Here is a 16,952-nt window from a genome sequence, read left to right as displayed (position 1 = left end):
GCCGGCGACTGGGCTTACCCAGGTGCGACGCTCAGAACCGGGCGATGACGCGCAGATTCACCAGGCGCTGGCTCAGGTAGTTGGGCACCGAGTAGGTGCGGCCGTTGACGTCTTGCAAGTAGCTGTAGCCGGCCACGTTGTTGGCGCCGAGCACGTTGAGGATTTCCAGGCCCAGCCACAGGCTCTCGGGCGAATACAGGTGGGGCTTGGCGCCGCTGGCGTGCAGGCTGATGATTTTGTTGAAGCCCAAATCGACGCGGAAGTAGTTGCGCGCCAGCTGGCTCGTGCCGCGGTAGTCGCTCAGGCCGGGCGGCGAGAAGGGCAGGCCGGTGCCGAAGACGGCGTTGACGTAGCCGCGCACCGACGGATTGTCGGGCAAATGGTCCTGGAAGAAGACGCCCAGGCTCAGGCGCTGGTCCTGCGGGCGGCGCAGGTAGCCTTTGGGCCGGCGGCTGATTGGGCGGCCAGCCTCATCAAACGTGCTGATGGAGTCGCCCGCTAAATCCTCTTTCGTGGAAAGCAAACCCAGGCTGAACCACGACTCGGCGCCGCGCACGAACTCGCCGCTCAGGCGGGCGTCGAAGCCGGCGGCGTAGGCGCGGGCGTTGTTTTTGGCCAGGTAGCGCAGGCGCACGTTGTCCACGTCGTAGGGCACTACGTCGGTCAGGTGCTTGTAATAGGCCTCCATCGAGAAGCGGAATGGCCGCCCGAACTGGCTGAAGTTGATGTCCTCGCCCACGATGAAGTGGACCGACTTCTGGGCCCGCAGCTCCGGGTTGAGAGCGGCGGTTTGCTGGCCGGGAGCCAGCAGGCGCTGGTCGCGCAACTCGCGGTAAAACGGCGGCTGGTAGTAAATCCCTACCCCCCCCTTGAACGAGCGACCCGGATGGCGGCGCCCGCGCTGCGAAAACTGCACCCGCGGGCTGACGACGAGCTGCCGGTTCACGTCCCAGTAGTGGGCCCGCACGCCGTAGGTGAGTGTGCGCAACGAGTCCAGCGCCCACGAGTCCTGCACGTAGCCCTGGTGGCGCTGGCTGGTGAGGCTTAAATCGGTGCGCAGGCGGGTGCGCCGGGCCTCGGGCACGTAGTCGGCCGAATCGGCGAAGCCGTACTCATCCAGGGTGTCGTCGAGGTGCTCGCGGCCGGTTTTCAGGCCCCAGCGCAGGACGTGGCGGGCGGTTTCGGGACTAGCGCCGGGCAGGTAGCGCCCGCGCAATTCGAGGGTGAAAATTCGGGCCGTGAGCTGGTTGCGGGCGTGGCGAAACTCCGAGCCGATGTCGCGAATCTGGGTGGGCTTGTTAAAATTGGGTGACTGGGGGTCGCGGTTCACTTCACCCAGGCGGTAGTTGGCCTCCACGTCGCGAAACTCAAACTCGCGGCTCACCACGGCCGAGGCCAGCAGCTCGGCCTGGAGGTTGTCGCGGAAGTTGTGGCGCAGATTCAGCCCGCCCTGGTAGGTGTCGTACTGCATCCGCTCCCGCCCGTCGTAGGCAATGAAGAGGCGCGTAAACTGGGCCGTGGCCGTCGAGAACGTGGCCACGCCGCTCTCGGGCGTGAAGCGGTAGTCGTTGTGGCTCAGTGCCCCCAGCAGTCCCAGGCTGGTGCGCTGCATATTGTCCTGGGGCCCCAGCCCGACCGTCACGTAGGCCTGCGCGTCGTAGAAAGTGGGATTGTAGCCGCCCTGCGCCTGCTTGAGCGAGCGCAGCACGTACTGCGCGTTCTTGTAGCGCACGCCGGCCAGGTAGCTCACGCGCCCGCCCGGTGAGCGCGCCTCGGCGTGGGCCGCGCCGCCCACCAGGCTGGCTGTGAGCGAGGCGGCAAACTTCTCGGGCTGCTTGTAGTCAATACTAAGCACCGAGCTGAGCTTGTCGCCAAACTTAGGCTGCCAGCCGCCGGCGCTGAACTCGACGCGGCTCACCAAATCCGGGTTGATAAAGCTCAGCCCTTCCTGCTGGGCCTGCGACACCAGAAAGGGCCGGTAAATCTCGAAGCCATTGACGTACACCAGGTTCTCGTCGTAGTTGCCGCCGCGCACGTTATAGGTGCTGCTCAGCTCGCTGTTGCTCGTCACCCCCGGCAGCGTCTTGAGAATGGCGTTAAAGTCGCCGAAGGCCGAGGGAATCTCCTTGGCCGCCCGCGGGTCGATGCGGCTGACGCTGATTTGCTCGCGCAAATCGGCCTCGTCCGAGCGCCCGCGCACCGTCACGCCGCCCAGCGCGCGCTGGTCCAGGCGCAGGGTCAGGCGCAGGGGCTGGGCGGCGTCTTCGGGCAGGCGCAGCGGTTGGCGCAGCGGCAGGTAGCCCAGGCGGCGCACCACCAGCACGACGCTCGCCGCCGGCAGCTCCTTCCCTACCCCCCCCGCCGCCGGCAAGGCCAGCCGGAACGTGCCCTCGGCCGTGGTCGTGGCCCCGCCCGGCCGGCCCTCCAGCCCGACCACCACCAGCTCCAGCGGCTGGCCCTGCGCGTCGCGCACCGTGCCGGTGAGCACGGGCGCGGCCGGCAGCACTGGCGCGGCCGTCGGCGCCTCAATCTGGGCCCGGCCGGCCAGGGGCAGCAGGCCCAGGCTCAGCCGCAGCGGCCAGCGCCGCACCCCACGCAGCAAGTAGTTAGCACTCAAGCGGACAATTGGTAAGGCTGTTCTTATTGGTCTTATTACAGTAACCCGGCTTAGAGTGGCCCGGCTGACGAGCGGCGCGTGCGCCCGTCCCTACTCCCCTGCTCCACTTCCAGGCCCGCCAGGTGCTCGCGCAGCGCGGCCAGCGTCGCCACCGGCCCTTCGGGTGCGCTAAACACGAAGTTGCCCGCTACCAGCACGTCGGCGCCGGCCGCCACGAGCGGGCCGGCGTTGGCCAGGCTCACGCCGCCGTCAATCTCAATCAGGGCCCCGGAGCCCGTATCGAGCAGCAGCTCTTTGAGGGCCGCCACTTTGCGCAGGGTGTTGGGAATGAACTGCTGCCCACCGAAGCCGGGATTGACGGACATAATCAAGACCACGTCCAGGTCGGCGGCCAGGTCTTCGAGCACGCTCACTGGCGTGTGGGGGTTGAGGGCCACGCCGGCGCGGCAGCCCAGGCTCTTGATTTGCTCGACCACGCGGTGCAGGTGCACGCAGGCCTCGTAGTGCACCGTCAGGTTGGCGGCGCCCGCGTCGTGGAAGGCGGCCAGGTAGGGTTGCGGGTCCGCCAGCATCAGGTGCACGTCGATGGGCTGCCGGGCGTGGCGGCGCAGGGCGGCCAGAATGGGCAGCCCGAACGAGATATTGGGCACGAAGCGGCCGTCCATCACGTCGAAGTGCAGCCAGTCGGCGGCGCTGCCGGCCAGGCGCTCGGCTTCGCCTTGCAGGTTGGCTAAATCGGCGGCCAGCAGCGAGGGCGCCAGCAGCGGGCGGCGCGGGCGGGAGTTGCTCATGTGGGCAAAGGTAAGCTACGCCGTAGCGCTTTGCTTGCCGAAAAATAAGATGCCGATAAGCGCCGTCCGAGCCCCGCAAAACCCGGCGTTTTAACCCGGCGAAACCCGGCGTGAGATGGCCACCGCGCCGCCAACAAGTCAGCCAGGCCACAAAAAAGCCCGCCGAGCGCAAGCTCAGCGGGCCTTAATCTGAAAGCTAACCACTAATACTTATTTCTCGCCCTTGGCATCGGTGCGGTCGGGCGAGAAGGCTTTCCAGTCCAGCTCGCCGCCCTCGCGGCGGCGCAGGAAATAGGTCTGGTCGTCATCCTCGCGCTTGCCGAAGGTGATGTCGGCGCGGCAGTCGCGGCACTTGATGCTGGTGTACTTGAACTTGCCCTGGGCCACGCGCGAGGCCAAATCCAGGTTGTCGGAGCCGCAGATGCCGCAGGCCGCCACGTCGGCAAAGCTCAGGCGGTCGTACTCGGCCACGGTTTCGTGCAGGTTATTTCCCGACACGGTGAAGTGAAACTGGCGGCGCCCGATGCGCTTGGTAACCATTAACTGTAACATGCGTCCAACAAGTAAAAAAGGGTGATTTTGACGCCCGAAAGATACAGGATTTGCTTTAAATTACCTACTACTTTAGCCAAAAACAGCCCGTTTTACTACTTGAATTAGTCAGGCAGCTACTCAGGGCTGCACGAAGCGCAGGCTGCGCGCGGGCTGATTTCCTACCCCCTCCACCCGGCAGATATAGCTGCCACCGGCCAGCGCGCCCACGGCCAGCACCCGTACATCATCGGGGCGGGCCCGCCCGTCATCCGTCGGGGCGGGCAGCGCCAAGTCTCGTACCAGCGCCCCGCGGGCATCGGTAATGCGCACGCGCAGGGCCAACCCCGCGTAGGCCGGCGGCAGGCGCAGGCGCAGCGTACCGCTGCCGTCAGTGGGGGGGTTAGGGTACAGCTCCAGCTCCTGGGCGGGAAGCGCGGCGGGCGGCACCAAAGCCTGGGCCGCGCTGAAGTTGGGAATGCCGTAGCCGAGCAGGTTGTCGGGCGCGGCGGCCTGCGAGGCCGAACGGAGGAGGTAGCCGCGCACCTGCTGGGCCGTGAGCTGCGGGTGGGCCTGCCAGAAGCCCGCCGCCAGCCCGGCCAGCGTGGGGGCGGCAAACGAGGTGCCGTTGCCGCGCACGGCCGCCCCGGCGGGCGTGAGCACGGCCGTCTGCACGCCCTGCGCCACCAGCTCGGGCTTGAGGCGGCCATCGGCGGTGGGCCCGACCGACGAGAACGCCGCCCGCCGCCCCAGCGAATCGACCGCGCCGACGCTGATAATCGAGTCGGCATCGGCCGGCGCCGTGACGTAGCGCCAGGCCTTGTTGCCCTCGTTGCCGGCGCTGCTGACCACCAGCATCCCGACGCGGGCGGCTTCCAGGGCGGCGCGCGAGCTGAGGGCGGTGCGGCCGTTGAGGTCGGCGTAGGTGTAGGAGCGGGCCGGCGCGTCGAACAAGGTGTAGCCCAGCGAGGAGCTGATAACGTCCACGCCGGCCGAGTCGGCGTACTCGGCGGCGGCCAGCCAGTTGGCTTCCTCCACCGGGCGCTCCGAGCCGGCGTCTTCGGTGATGCACAAATAGTAGGTGGCCTGCGGGGCACTGCCCACGAAAAAGCCGGGCTGATTGGCGGCCAGCGTGCTCAGGCAGCTGGTGCCGTGGCTGTCGCGCAGAAAGACGCCCGTGCCGCCATCCACGAAGTTGCGGGTGCCGGCCAGGCGGCCCTCGCGCTGCAAGGGCTGGAAGGGCCCTACGGTGTTGACGCCCGGAAAGCCCGCGTCGAAGACCGCAATCTGCATTCCCTCGCCCCGGAAGCCGGCCTCGTGCAGGGCCACGGCCCCGAGTAGCTCGTTCTGGGGGAAGGCCGGGCCGTAGGTGGCGCGGCGGCCTTGCAAGCCGGCCGCCAGGACCGGCTGGTTCCCTACCCCCCCTTTCGCAGCGCTTGCCGCCGCAACCCGGCCCTGCCCTACCCCCCCCGTCCGGCGCGGACCCACGCTCAGCGTCTGGGTGCCGCTCACTTCGGGCAGCGCCCGCACCCGGCCCAGCGTGGCCGAGTCGCAGGCCACCACGGCGGCATTAAGCCAGCGCGAGCTATAGCGCAGCTGCGGCGCGCCGGCCACGGCCCGCACCCGGGCCAGATAAGTTGGGTTGACCGGCAAATCGCGGGGCCGCACGGCGATGCGCTGCCGGGCGCGGCGGGCCAGGCTGCGGGCCGACAGAAACGCCTCGGGCCGGGCCAGGCTGAAGGGCGAGCCGGCCTTGTCGCGGAAAAATACCAGGTGGCGGCGCACGGTGCCCGGCGCGGGCACGGGCGCCTGGGCCGCGGCGGCACCGGGCGCTAACAGCCCTACCCCCCCCAGCAGCAGCAAGGCCCACAGTTTATAGCTCATCCGGGAAGCGGTTACTCAGTGAAAAATAAAGGCGCGTAGGTGGAGGCCAGAAGTTTAGCCGCGCCGGCCGGTGTGATTATTTCTTATTAATTACGCATTATCCCTGGCTAAAGCCGGCCCATTTCCAGCAGCACCTCGCGGTGGGTGCTGCCTTCGATGAAGTAGTTGGGGTTGGGAATCTGGCGGCCGTCGGGCTCCAGGGTGAAGGTGCTCAGGTTGCGGCGGCGGCGCTGCACGGGGCCCACGCCGGGCGCGTAAATCTGCTCGTAGCCGCGCTGAAAAAACAAGTCGCCCTGGTCGGCGTCGGTGGTGCGCACGGTGCGCTCGTAGGTTTGGGGCGGGCCGGCGGGCAGGGCCAAGGTCACGGCTTCGCCCAGGCGGCGGTACTCACGGCTGAGCGAGTCCGGCGCATCAAAGGCCAGGCGGTTCCAAACCCGGCCGGCGCGCACCGGAAACAGCAGCTCCAGCGTGCGGCGGTTGCCCTGGCTCAGGAGCAAAGCCTGCGGCAAGGGCGTGAGCACCAGCACGCTGTCCTCGACCCAGGCCTGGGCGGCCGTGGCGCGCCGGGCGCGCACCACCCGGTAGCTCAGGCTGGGCTGCCCCAGGCTGTTGGCCGGGCCGGGAAACGAGTCGGCCACCACTTCGCGCTGCTCGTAGGCGCGGATGGTGGGCCGGTTTTCGCGCCACACGGTATCGACCACCGCGAAAATGCGGTAGGTGCCCACGCGCAACGGGTATAGCTCGGTGCTGCCAAAGGTGGGCTCGGCTGCCGTGTCGGGGCCGCAGCTGGCCAGCTGAAGGCTTAGCGCCGCCAGCAAAGTCAGGCCAGCGAACAGCGGCCGGCGCGTAAAAAGAGTAGCTATCGGCATAGTATAACAGAGATAGGGAGGTGATAAAGCAAGCCAATCAATGCACCGCGGCCTAAGCCTAGCCGGTGCGAAGACAAAGAAACGGCATTCCGGGGAAGTCCCGGAATGCCGTTTCTTTTAGTTATCCATTTCGAATTATAAGTTATAATCCGGCAAGTAGCTCGTTTGAGAAGTCACTACCCGTTGAGCGCCGCCGCCTGGCGCAGCACTGGAATTTCGCCGATGACGTGGCGCTCAATCCAGCCGCCGCCCAGCACATCGTCGCCGTCATAAAAGACGGCCGCCTGGCCAGGCGTGACGGCGTGCACCGGCTCCTCAAAATAGATGCGGACTTTGCCGTCCACTTCTTCCAAAAACGCCGCCGCGCCGCCCGCGTGGTTGTAGCGCACTTTTACCACGGCCGGCACCAGCCCTTTTCCGGCTAGCGTGGCCGCTTTGCCCATGTTGAGCTTGCCGACCACCGTGGCCGAGCTGGCCAGCTCGTCGTAGTTGCCGAGCACGACTTCGTTCGTATCGGGCCGGATTTCGAGCACGAAGGCCGGATAGCCCAGCACCACGCCCAGGCCCTTGCGCTGCCCGATAGTGTAGAACGGGTAGCCCGCGTGCTGCCCCAGCACCCGGCCCGTGCGGGTGACGAAGTTGCCGCCGGCCACGCGCGCTTCCAGGCCCGGCACCCGCCGCCGCAGAAAGCCGCGGTAGTCGTTATCCGGGATAAAGCAGATTTCGTAGCTCTCGGGCTTGTTGACCAGCTCGGTGAAGCCGCGGCGGCGCGCCTGCTCGTAAATCTCGGTTTTGCGCATGTTGCCCAGCGGGAACAGCGTGCGGCTCAAGCTCTGCTGCGTCACACCCCAGAGCGCGTAGCTCTGGTCTTTGTGCTCATCGAGGCCCTTGCTGACCACGTAGCGGCCGGTTTCGGCATCCTGGCGCACGTTGGCGTAGTGGCCGGTGGCGATAAACTGGCAGCCGAGCTGGTCGGCGCGGCGCAAGAGCGCGTCCCACTTGATGTGGGTGTTGCAGAGCACGCAGGGGTTGGGCGTGCGCCCGGCCAGGTACTCATCGGTGAAGTTGTCAATCACAAAATCGCCGAACTCGTCCCGGATGTCGATGATGTAGTGCGGGAAGCCCAGCTGCACGGCAATGTCGCGGGCGTCGTTAATCGAGTCCAGCGAGCAGCAGCCGGTTTCCTTCTTCGAGCCGCCGGCCGAGGCGTAGTCCCAGGTTTTCATGGTCATGCCCACCACCTCGTAGCCTTGCTCGTGGAGCAGCACGGCCGCCACGCTGCTGTCAATGCCGCCGCTCATGGCCACGAGCACCCGGCCTTTGCCGGTCATTGTCGTATCTACTGTCATAAAAAAGCAAGGCACCCAGGGAAGTGAAAGTTCCGGCTGCCGGCTGCCGCAAAGGTACGACGTCAGTGAACAGTGAACAGTTAGCAATGAACAGTTGCCGACCTTTGCCCTGCTGGCGTAAGTCTGCCGGGCCGCTCACTGTTCACTGCTAACTGTTCACTTAAATTGTCACTCTTGCTTCCCGTGCTCGTGCGCGGCATCAACAACCTCTCCGACGCCCGCTACTGCGCCGGCATGGGCGCCGACGGCCTCATCTTCACCCTCGACCCAAGCTTGCCGGGGGCCGTCACGCCGGAGCTGATTCGGGAGCTGGCCGGCTGGGTGTCGGGCGTGGAATTGATTGGCGAGTTTACGCCGGCTACTCCCTACCCCGCCATCAACGAGCTGGTGCAAACCTGCGGGCTCAGCCGCGTGCTGCTGCTTTATGATGAGCCTTACGCTGTCGAGTTTTTCAAGCCGGCTCTGCTTGCGGTGCCTGTGATAGTTGAGGTGTCGCCTGAAATCATCTTCGACGCCTACGAACGCGACGCTATGACTAGCGGCCTGGCAAGCCATTTTCCCGCTGGATTTGGGCTAGCGATTGAGGCCGATAGTTTTCTACCCAACCAAGGTTCGTATCAGGAGGCGGCACGGCCGACCTCTCGCCCTTCCTTGTGGCTGAGCGGTCAGCTTACTCCTAACACCGCTTTGCAATCAATCGGCCTTGGTCTGGCCGGCCTCATCCTGCCAGGCGGCGACGAAATCAAGCCCGGCCTGCGCGACTTCACGGAGCTGGAAGCCATTTTTGAGGCGCTGGAAGCCGATTGAGCGGGCGCCCCAGCAGGGCTCGCTGATTTCCTACCCCCTCCTATTCAACCAACCGGCCAACGCGCCATTCCCTACCCCCCTGCCGGCCGGCAACGCTCACGAGAGCCGGAACCGCAGATAGGTAATCGGCACGCCTAGCGCCCGGTACTTGCCCTCGAAGTGCGTCTGGATGGCCTGCGCGGCTTCGAAATCGGCGCTGGTTTCGGCGTATAAATCCTGGGTGGCGGCCAGCACTTCGGCGCCGGACCGGCCGGCCAGGGTTTCGAGGGTGTAGGCGTGCAGGGCGGCGCTGTCGGTTTTGAGGTGCACCAGGCCGCCGGGCGCCAGCAGCTGCGCATACAAGTTCAGGAAGCGCGGCGACGTCAGGCGGCGTTTGATATCCCGGTCGCGGGGCCGCGGGTCGGGGAAGGTTAGCCAGATTTCGCTCAGCTCCCGCCCGGCAAAGTGCAGGTCCAACGCGTGGGCCATCATCCGCACGAAGCCCACGTTGCCCAGGCCCAGGGCCTCGGCGCGGGTGCTGCCCCGCCAGATACGCTCGCCCTTGATGTCGAGGCCCAGGAAGTTCTGCGCCGGGTGCCGCTGGGCCAGGCCCACGGTGTACTCGCCCTTGCCGCAGCCCACTTCGAGCACCAGCGGGTGGTCGTTATGAAAAAAATCAGCCCGCCAGCGGCCGGCCAGCTGCTGGTAGGTGGGCTTGCCCGGCTCCACGATGTCGGGGCGGGCGGCGTTGAGGGCGAAGCGCTGGAGCTTGATGCGGGGCAAGGCAGTAAGGCGGGGGGTAGGGAATGATTGGGGAGGGAGGAACAGCGGCGGCAAAGGTCGCGCTCGCCCGCTGCCCCGGCCGCACCGCGTTGGGCCGGCCGCCGCCAACAACCGCGTAATGAGTTACCGCCCGGTCCCTACCCCCCTCTCGCTGGCCGAAGCCCCTACCCTGCTCAGTAGAGCTACTCGTAGAGCGCCGCCACCTCGGCTACCACAAAGGTGCTGCCGCCAATAAAAATTACGTCCTCGGCCGTCGCGGCGGCCCGCGCTGCCGCCACGGCTGCCGCCACGGCCCCGTAGCTGCGCCCGCGCAGGCCCTGGGCCGCCGCCTGCGCGGCCAGCTCATCGGCGGGCAGCGCGCGCGGAATGCTGGCCTGGCAGAAATAATACGTCGCCGCCGGGGGCAGCAGGACCAGCACCCGGCTCACGTCCTTGTCGTTGACGGTGCCTAGCACCAGGTGCAGGCGCTCGTAGCGCAGGCGCGCGAGCTGGGCCAGCACCAGTTGCAGCCCGGCCTCGTTGTGGGCCGTGTCGCAGACGACCAGCGGGCGCTGGCCGATGACGCTCCAGCGCCCGCGCAAGCCGGTGAGCTGCTGCACCTCGCGCAGGCCGCGGCGCACGGCTGCTTCGGGCAGCGCAAAGCCCTGGGCGCGCAGCTCGTCGAGCACGGCCAGCACACCGGGCAGGTTCAGGCGCTGGTAGTCGCCCACCAGGCCCAGCTCAACATCTTCTAAGTATAATTGGCCGCCGCGCTGGACCTGCACCACCTGGCGGGTTGCGGCCGGGTCGGGGGGTAGGGAATTCGTGCTGGTGTAGCGCGCGTCGGCCCAGGTGAGCGGCGCGTTTTCGGCCTGCGCTTTGGCCTCAAAAACCGCCGCTACTTCCGCCTGCCGCTGGCTGACGATGACGGGCACACCGGGCTTGATGATGCCGGCCTTTTCGCCCGCGATTTCGGGCAGCGTGTCGCCGAGCAGCGCCTGGTGGTCGTAGCTGATGTTGGTGATGAGCGCGACGAGCGGCGTGATGATATTGGTCGAGTCCAGCCGCCCGCCCAGGCCCACTTCTACCACGGCGATGTCTACTTGCTCGTGCGCAAAATAGTCGTAAGCCAAAGCCACGCACATTTCAAAAAAGGAGGGCTTGACTTCCTCAAACAACTGGCGCCAGCGCCCTACCCAGGCCACAAGGTAGTCGGGCACCAGCTCCTGCCCATTGAGGCGGATGCGCTCGGTAAACTCGCGCAGGTGCGGCGAGGTGTAGAGGCCGACCTTATAGCCCGCCGCTTGCAGCACCGCCGCCAGCAGGTGCGAGGAGCTGCCCTTGCCGTTGGTGCCGGCCACGTGCACGCTGCGAAACCGCCGCTCCGGCCGCCCCATCGCCGCCGACAGCGCCCAGGCATTGTCGAGTCCTTTCTTAAACCCCGCCGCCCCCACCCGCTGATACATCGGCAGCTGCGCGTAGAGGTAAGCCAGGGTTTGCTCGTAGGTCATCTTTTTAAAGAAGCTGTTTAGGAAATCGTCCAAAACTCCATTGAAACGTCATGCTGAGCTTGCCGAAGCATCTCTACCGCATAGTAATCAACGGCTAGCAACGATTGAATTAGTCGGCGGTAGAGATGCTTCGACAAGCTCAGCATGACGTTTCGACGACTTTCTAAGCAGCTCCACTGGCTGGTCAGTCACTTATCCTCAACTTTTAACTTCTAACTCTTACCCGCTAGCGCACCGTGAAGCGGAACGTGTAGAAGCCCGTGGCGCCGCCGGCCCCGGAGTTGGTGCGCCGGAAGCTGGCGTTGGTCAGCGCGTCGCGGCAGAGCTTTTCCTGCGCCGCCGACACGTTGCCCGACACCTTCGTAACGGCTTCCACTTCGCCTTCCTCGGTGATTTTTATTTTAAAGCGAACCACGCCCGAGTTATCATCGACGGCCTCCACTTTGGGGGTCGAGTCGATGGCCCAGCCGCTCATTTCCAGCCCGCCGCCGCTGCCGCCCCGGCCGGGGCCCCCAGTGCCGGGGTTGCCGTAGAGGGCGTCGCCGTTGAGGGTGCCGCGCGCATCGCCCTGGTCGCCGACCGTGCCGGGCCGGTCGCCGTTGTTGTTGCCGGTCGGGGCGTTGCTCGTGCCGCTCTGGCCGTTGCCGCCGCCGTCGGCCTGGCCCTTGGGCGTGAAGGTGACGGCCACTTTGCGCGGCGGCCGGGGCGTTTCTTTCACTTCCTCTTTGGGCGGGGCGGGCGCCTCCACGGGCGGGGCCGACACCGGGCTTTCCTCGGCGTCGGAGGTGATGACCCGCTCCTCGGCGGGGGGGGTAGGGACCGGCGCGGCGGCCACGGGCTGGGGCTGCGGGGCGGGGTTCTGGGCCGGCGGCCGGGAGTCCTCGCGGTTGGGCGAGTCGTTGGCCGGGGCAGTGCTCTGAACGTCGCCGGAGCCGGCCTCGTCCAGGCCATAGTTCAGCTCCACGCCCGTGCCGCCGAGGTCGGTCAGGGGCGGGTCGGGGCCGCGGAAGACCACGAAAAAGAAAAGCAGCGCCAGCAGCGCATGAATGCCAACCGTAATGGCCAGGGCCTCGCGCTGGTGTTCTTCCGGATAGTCGAGGGCCATGATAGCAGGCAGGGGTAATGCGATGTAGTAAAGTTAAAGAAGGCGGTCATGCAGAGCGCAGCGAAGCATCTCGCTCGGGGAAGTAACTCAATCGTTGTTAGCCGCTGATTACTTCCCCCAGCGAGATGCTTCGCAGGCTCAGCATGACCGCCTATTTTGCTCTTCTTTCCTTCATTCTTCTACTTCCCTGCCGCTACCTGCGCCTGCGTGGCCATGACCATCTTAATCTTGAGGCGGTTGCCGATTTCGAGGATGTCGACCAGCTTCTGCACGTTCTGCGAGGCATCGACGCGCAAAACCACGGTGGGCAAATCCAGCTGCTGGCCCGAAATCAGGGCCCGCAGCTCGGTTTCGAGGGTAGCGGGCACGACGGGTTTTTTATTGACGAAATACGCCCCGGCCGCATCCACCGACACGGTGATGGGCTGCTTCATCACCTGCTTGCTGCTCTTGGCGTTGGGCAGCAAAAGCTTGATGACGTTGGGGTTAACCATCGTCGAGACAATCAGAAAGAACAGCATCAGGAAAAACATGATGTCGTTCATCGAGCTGCTCTCGACGTGGGACGAAAGGCGGTGGCGGCGGGAGAGGTTCATTTTTACAACGTCGGTCATGCTGACGAAGGAAGCATCTTATCACGTTTCAACGACGCAGTAACTCATGATTAGTGCGCGTTCTGACCTGATAAGATGCTTCCTTCGTCAGCATGACAGCTATAGGTTAGTTGTCTTGTAGGATATCCATGAACTCGATGGCCGAGTTTTCCATGCGGAACACCATGCGCTCGACCAGGATGCTGAGCCAGTGGTAGCCAGCGTGGGCAATGATGCCGACGATGAGGCCGGCGGCGGAGGTGACCATTTTGGTGTAGAGGCCGCCCGAAATCTGGGCGATGCCGAAGTCGCCGGTGGTGCTGATGGCGTAGAAAATCTTGATGACCCCGATAATGGTGCCCACGAAGCCCAGCATGGGCGCGATGCCGGCGATGATGCCCAGGATGCTGATGTTCTTTTCGAGGCGGGCAATCTCGATTTTGCCCACGTTCTCGACGCTGGTTTCGATTTCCTTAAGGGGCAGGCCGATGCGGCGCAACCCCTTCTCGACCATGCGGGCCAGTGGCGAGGCGGCATTTTGGGCGCAAAGGGCCTTGGCGCCGTTGAGGTCGCCCTTTACCATCAGGGCCCGGATGCCGGCCATGAAGCCCTCGGGGTTGCCGCCGGCTTGGCGGATGGTGAGGTAGCGCTGGGCGATGATGTAGATGGAAACAAAGAGGAGCAGAAACAGCGGAACCATAATCACGCCGCCCTGCAGGACCAAGTCAATCAGGGAGAGGCCGGGGGCGGGGGCGTTGGCGGCGGCATTGGCCGTGGCGGCGGCCGTGTCAGCCGCGGCCGTCAGGGCCGGACCAGTTTGCAGCAAAAAACCGGGCATAGAAAACAGTTAGGGAAGCTGGGCAGAAAATGAGGTGGGTGGGCGTAAGTAAACTAGTAGGAATACACGTCGAAGAAGGTCTTGCGCTGAAAGCGCAGCCGAGCGGCGGCGCGGCGGGCGCTGGGCAGGTCGGCGTAGTCGGCGACGGTAGCCCGAAAGCGCCGGGTCGTGCGATTGGGCGTCAGCACTTTAGCCCCCGCGAAGCCCGCGCGTACGAGGTTACGGCGGCAGGCCTCGGCCCCGGCCTGCGAGTCGAAGGCACCCGCCACAACATAAGAACGGCCCGAAGGACGCTTGACGGTCGTAGCGGCAGCCACAGCCGGGGCAGCGGCCGGGACCGTGGGCGCCGTGGCGGCCGGCGTCAGGAGAGCTTTGCGAATCACAGGGGGGGTAGGGCGCCTGACTAGCAGCGCCTTGGCCCTACGGCCGGCCGCACTCCATCTCGCGCTGGCGGCGGGCTTGGCCACCCTCACGGCGCCCGAACTAGGCTTGGCGGAAAGTGCCGGGGCCTTGTCCGCCACGGCCGCGGCCGGCACCTCCGGGCGGGTCAGGGCGGCCACCTTGGCGGGGTCAAAGTCGGCGGCATCGGGCTCGGTGGCGGCTTCAGCCGGCGCGGGGGGGGTAGGGATGGCAGCGGCGGTGCTGCTCCAGCCGTTATGCGCGAGCGTGGCCTGCTGCGGCTCCGGCGCCGACGCGGCAACGGCGGCTACGGTCAGGCGCTCAGCTGGTTGAGGCGATGCAGTTGAACCAGGAAAATAGCTGATGCCGGCCAGCACCAGCAGGCCCGTGGCAACCCCGGCGCCGACGCCGGTCAGCAGCCGGGCGAGCCGGCCGCGCCGGGCGGCGGGGCGGCGCGTGGCCGCTTGCAGCAGCAGGGCCGGCCGCTTTTCGCGGGCCAGGCGGGCGTCGGTGGCCAGCACGGGGTGCACGCTCAGGGCCGGCAGGCCGAAGGCGGCGGGCAGCAGGTTGGCGGTGCCGGTGTAGTCGAAGCGCAGGCCGCGGCCCGGCGCCTGCCGGAACACGCCGATGCCGGGCAGCTCGGTGCGCTGGCCCTCGCGCAGCTCCTGGTGCATATCCTCGACGGCGTGGCGCAAGACTTCGCGGGCCTGGGTGGCCGGAATGCGCAGGTACTGGCTCAGCGCATCGACGAGCAGGCCGTCGTTGCGGGTCAGGGCCTGATTAAACGCCACCTGCTTGGCCGGCGGCCCTAAGTGCAGGCGGGCGGCCGAAAGCCGGGCCGGCACGGGCTCGGCCACCAGGCCGCCAAAATCCGGAATAATCACGCAGTCGTGGTCCTGGAGCAGGGGGCGGATGTGGTCGGCGAGGTGCATGGCGGGAGGGTGGGTTGGTAGCTGAGCCAGGGGGCTGCGTGCTGGTAAAGTAGTGGCAGAGGATGTGCTGAGGGCGAAGCAGTTCGGGCTACTAATCAGCTTCCCCCTTAATCATCTCAGCAACCCATTCAACATCAGCTTATTAAAACGTGTAAGTGGCGCCGGCAATGACTTGCAGGCCCTTGACGGGGTAGTTCAGATACCGCTCGTAGCGGCGGCCAAGCAGGTTGTTTGCCTGAGCAAAGATGCTGAAATTTGAAATAAGGCGGTAGTCGCCCCGCAGGTTGAGGTCGGCGATGGCATCGGCCTTGCGCGGAATCTCGGCCAGGCCATTGGTGACCAGCCGGTAGCCGGCGCCGTAGGTGGCGGAGGCGAAGTAGAACTCACTGCCCAGCAGCAGCTTCTCGGTGGCATTATAGGTACCAAAGAGCGAGCCCTGCACCGCCGGCCGGCCGTAGGCCTCGCGCAGGGAGTTGACTTCGTACTTGTTGAAGTCGGCCTTCAGCCCCAGCCGGAACTGGTCGGTCTGGTTGTAGAGCAGCTCGGCGTGCAGGTTGAGCAGGTTGGTCGGCGCCGTGTCGTAGACGAGGTCGAAGCGCGTGGTATCGGTGGCTGCTCCCCCAGTGGGAAAAGCACGGGGCGAACTGTTGCGGAAAAAATACAGGTTCTTGTCGCGGCTGTAGGTCACGCGGGCCGTCACTTGCAGCGCCCGCACGGGCGTGGCGGCGAATCCGGCGTAGATAGTCGGCCCGCGGTGGGCATCGGCCACAAACTGCCCCTGGCCCAGCCAGGGATTTTCGGTACTCAGGTCGTAGCGCGTCACGCGCTGAATGCCACCGCCGAGGCCGGCATAGACTTGCAGCTTCTCGGGCGTTACGGTGTAGCCGGCGCGCACGGCCGGGTTGAGGCTGAGGCGGCTCACGCCGTTCAGCTCATCGCCGGAGTAGCCCACGGTGGCGCCCAGCGTGAGGGCCACGCGCTTACCGTTGATTTCGTAGGCTGGCGTGGCCTGCCCGAAGGTGCGGCTGCGTTTTACCACAGTCAAGCTACTAAGATTCTGAGGTAAGTCCTGGTCGCTGATAAACGACGTTTCCAGGCGCAAGGTCAGGCGGCCCGCGTCGCCGAGGGCGTAGCCGGCTTTGCCGTCGAAGAGCAGGTTACTTTCGCGGGCCGCGTAGTCGTCGCGAAAGTAGCGAAACCCTACCCCCGCCTCGTACTGCAACACGGCCTCGGGGTCGCGGTTGCGGGCCGAGAGGCGGGTAGCAATGCGCGTGAAGCGCTGCTTGTCGGGCTCGAACTCCGGGTTGGCGCGGGCCGGGTCGTAGCCGTAGAAGCGGTAGCGCTCCTGCCCCACGTCGAGGCTGGCTCCGAAAGCCGCCCGGCCCTGGTACAGCTCGCCGTTGAGGCCGATGCCGGTCTGGCGGGTGCCAGAGTTTTTGCCCTCCACGGGGCCAGTGCGTGAGCTTTCGTGGCGCACGTCGAGGCCGTAGCTGTAGCGGTCGTTGCGGGTTTCGTGGGCGTGCACCCGGCCCAGCAGCGTGCCGTAGTTGCCCAGGCCCAGCTTGAGGTAGTTGCCGGTGAGCGGCGCCGGCTCCTCGGTCCGGATGCTGAGCACCTGCACCGAAGGGTTGAGCCGGTCGGCGGCGCGCTGAAACTCGGGAAAAGTGTAGGTCGTCCGGCCTTCGGCTTTGGGCGGCGGGGCCAGCTTAATCTTGTCGAAGTTGCGCGTGGCCTCGGGCAGCTCATTCACCCGCTCCTTCACGATTTCGATTTCGGCATCCTGGATTTTGCCCCGCGTGGGCGCCCCGGTGGAGCCTGGGCGGCCGGTTTGGGCGGCGGCGGGCGCGGCGGTCAGCAGGCCCGTCAGCAGCAGGCCGGTCATAATCCCTACCCCCCCCTTCCACGGCTGCCGGCTTAAAGCCCTGCTAGCGTGATGCCGGTTTAGTTTCCTCATGTTCAGTAATTTCATCTAATTAAAATCAGCC

14 protein-coding genes are annotated in these 16,952 nt (G+C 66.0%); 1 reads left to right on the top strand and 13 read right to left on the bottom strand.

The genetic code is table 11. The features are described 5' to 3' along the window. Positions 1 to 31: 31 nt before the first annotated feature. The 6 genes from ACFE70_RS01920 to mnmA form a co-directional block, all read right to left on the bottom strand. Positions 32 to 2,617 (bottom strand): TonB-dependent receptor plug domain-containing protein, encoded by a 2,586-nt coding sequence (locus ACFE70_RS01920; RefSeq protein ID WP_375416014.1) that lies wholly within the window; start codon positions 2,615 to 2,617, stop codon positions 32 to 34. Positions 2,618 to 2,667: 50 nt separating this feature from the next. Beyond that, positions 2,668 to 3,408: a ribulose-phosphate 3-epimerase gene (rpe, locus tag ACFE70_RS01915; RefSeq protein ID WP_375416013.1), complete on the bottom strand. Its 741-nt coding sequence runs from the start codon at positions 3,406 to 3,408 to the stop codon at positions 2,668 to 2,670. Positions 3,409 to 3,618: 210 nt separating this feature from the next. Beyond that, positions 3,619 to 3,960 (bottom strand): hypothetical protein, encoded by a 342-nt coding sequence (locus tag ACFE70_RS01910; protein ID WP_375416012.1) that lies wholly within the window; start codon positions 3,958 to 3,960, stop codon positions 3,619 to 3,621. A gap of 120 nt (positions 3,961 to 4,080) precedes the next feature. Further along, positions 4,081 to 5,823, bottom strand: a complete 1,743-nt coding sequence (locus ACFE70_RS01905) for a S8 family serine peptidase (RefSeq protein WP_375416011.1) — start codon at positions 5,821 to 5,823, stop codon at positions 4,081 to 4,083. Positions 5,824 to 5,930: 107 nt separating this feature from the next. Then, the gene (locus ACFE70_RS01900) at positions 5,931 to 6,692 is read right to left on the bottom strand and encodes a hypothetical protein (RefSeq protein ID WP_375416010.1); all 762 of its coding nucleotides are present in this window, start codon (positions 6,690 to 6,692) and stop codon (positions 5,931 to 5,933) included. 176 nt (positions 6,693 to 6,868) lie between these two features. Beyond that, entirely contained in the window at positions 6,869 to 8,023 is a 1,155-nt protein-coding gene (mnmA, locus tag ACFE70_RS01895; RefSeq protein ID WP_375416199.1) for a tRNA 2-thiouridine(34) synthase MnmA, read from the bottom strand. A gap of 183 nt (positions 8,024 to 8,206) precedes the next feature. On the opposite strand from mnmA, the gene ACFE70_RS01890 reads away from it, so the two are divergent. After that, a complete protein-coding gene (locus ACFE70_RS01890; protein ID WP_375416009.1) occupies positions 8,207 to 8,848 on the top strand; it encodes a hypothetical protein in 642 nt (213 codons plus the stop codon). A gap of 96 nt (positions 8,849 to 8,944) precedes the next feature. On the opposite strand, the gene trmB is transcribed toward ACFE70_RS01890, so the two are convergent. The 7 genes from trmB to ACFE70_RS01855 form a co-directional block, all read right to left on the bottom strand. After that, on the bottom strand, positions 8,945 to 9,610 hold the full coding sequence (gene trmB / locus ACFE70_RS01885) for a tRNA (guanosine(46)-N7)-methyltransferase TrmB (protein WP_375416008.1): 666 nt from the start codon (positions 9,608 to 9,610) through the stop codon (positions 8,945 to 8,947). 182 nt (positions 9,611 to 9,792) lie between these two features. Then, on the bottom strand, positions 9,793 to 11,100 hold the full coding sequence (locus ACFE70_RS01880) for a bifunctional folylpolyglutamate synthase/dihydrofolate synthase (RefSeq protein ID WP_375416007.1): 1,308 nt from the start codon (positions 11,098 to 11,100) through the stop codon (positions 9,793 to 9,795). Between the two features lie 226 nt (positions 11,101 to 11,326). Next, complete coding sequence (locus ACFE70_RS01875) at positions 11,327 to 12,205, bottom strand: hypothetical protein (RefSeq protein WP_375416006.1); 879 nt, start codon at positions 12,203 to 12,205, stop codon at positions 11,327 to 11,329. Between the two features lie 179 nt (positions 12,206 to 12,384). Next, positions 12,385 to 12,819 carry an ExbD/TolR family protein gene (locus ACFE70_RS01870; protein WP_375416005.1) on the bottom strand — a complete coding sequence of 145 codons (435 nt, stop codon included), beginning with the start codon at positions 12,817 to 12,819 and terminating at the stop codon, positions 12,385 to 12,387. 106 nt (positions 12,820 to 12,925) lie between these two features. Beyond that, positions 12,926 to 13,636 carry a MotA/TolQ/ExbB proton channel family protein gene (locus ACFE70_RS01865; protein WP_375416004.1) on the bottom strand — a complete coding sequence of 237 codons (711 nt, stop codon included), beginning with the start codon at positions 13,634 to 13,636 and terminating at the stop codon, positions 12,926 to 12,928. A gap of 53 nt (positions 13,637 to 13,689) precedes the next feature. Continuing rightward, on the bottom strand, positions 13,690 to 14,967 hold the full coding sequence (locus ACFE70_RS01860; protein ID WP_375416003.1) for an SPOR domain-containing protein: 1,278 nt from the start codon (positions 14,965 to 14,967) through the stop codon (positions 13,690 to 13,692). A 142-nt stretch (positions 14,968 to 15,109) separates the two neighbouring features. After that, positions 15,110 to 16,921 (bottom strand): hypothetical protein, encoded by a 1,812-nt coding sequence (locus ACFE70_RS01855; protein WP_375416002.1) that lies wholly within the window; start codon positions 16,919 to 16,921, stop codon positions 15,110 to 15,112. Positions 16,922 to 16,952: the final 31 nt, after the last annotated feature.

The sequence above is a fragment of the uncultured Hymenobacter sp. genome, from assembly GCF_964243305.1.
GTDB lineage: Bacteria > Bacteroidota > Bacteroidia > Cytophagales > Hymenobacteraceae > Hymenobacter.
This window is presented reverse-complemented; position numbering and strand designations above follow the sequence as displayed.

What these genes read in the sequence shown, in the direction of transcription:
- rpe (WP_375416013.1), bottom strand. Translation starts at nt 3,408, where the DNA reads ATGAGCAACTCCCGCCCGCGCCGCCCGCTGCTGGCGCCCTCGCTGCTG.
- ACFE70_RS01910 (WP_375416012.1), bottom strand. Translation starts at nt 3,960, where the DNA reads ATGTTACAGTTAATGGTTACCAAGCGCATCGGGCGCCGCCAGTTTCAC.
- ACFE70_RS01905 (WP_375416011.1), bottom strand. Translation starts at nt 5,823, where the DNA reads ATGAGCTATAAACTGTGGGCCTTGCTGCTGCTGGGGGGGGTAGGGCTG.
- ACFE70_RS01900 (WP_375416010.1), bottom strand. Translation starts at nt 6,692, where the DNA reads ATGCCGATAGCTACTCTTTTTACGCGCCGGCCGCTGTTCGCTGGCCTG.
- mnmA (WP_375416199.1), bottom strand. Translation starts at nt 8,023, where the DNA reads ATGACCGGCAAAGGCCGGGTGCTCGTGGCCATGAGCGGCGGCATTGAC.
- ACFE70_RS01880 (WP_375416007.1), bottom strand. Translation starts at nt 11,100, where the DNA reads ATGACCTACGAGCAAACCCTGGCTTACCTCTACGCGCAGCTGCCGATG.
- ACFE70_RS01875 (WP_375416006.1), bottom strand. Translation starts at nt 12,205, where the DNA reads ATGGCCCTCGACTATCCGGAAGAACACCAGCGCGAGGCCCTGGCCATT.
- ACFE70_RS01870 (WP_375416005.1), bottom strand. Translation starts at nt 12,819, where the DNA reads ATGACCGACGTTGTAAAAATGAACCTCTCCCGCCGCCACCGCCTTTCG.
- ACFE70_RS01865 (WP_375416004.1), bottom strand. Translation starts at nt 13,636, where the DNA reads ATGCCCGGTTTTTTGCTGCAAACTGGTCCGGCCCTGACGGCCGCGGCT.
- ACFE70_RS01860 (WP_375416003.1), bottom strand. Translation starts at nt 14,967, where the DNA reads ATGCACCTCGCCGACCACATCCGCCCCCTGCTCCAGGACCACGACTGC.
- ACFE70_RS01855 (WP_375416002.1), bottom strand. Translation starts at nt 16,921, where the DNA reads ATGAGGAAACTAAACCGGCATCACGCTAGCAGGGCTTTAAGCCGGCAG.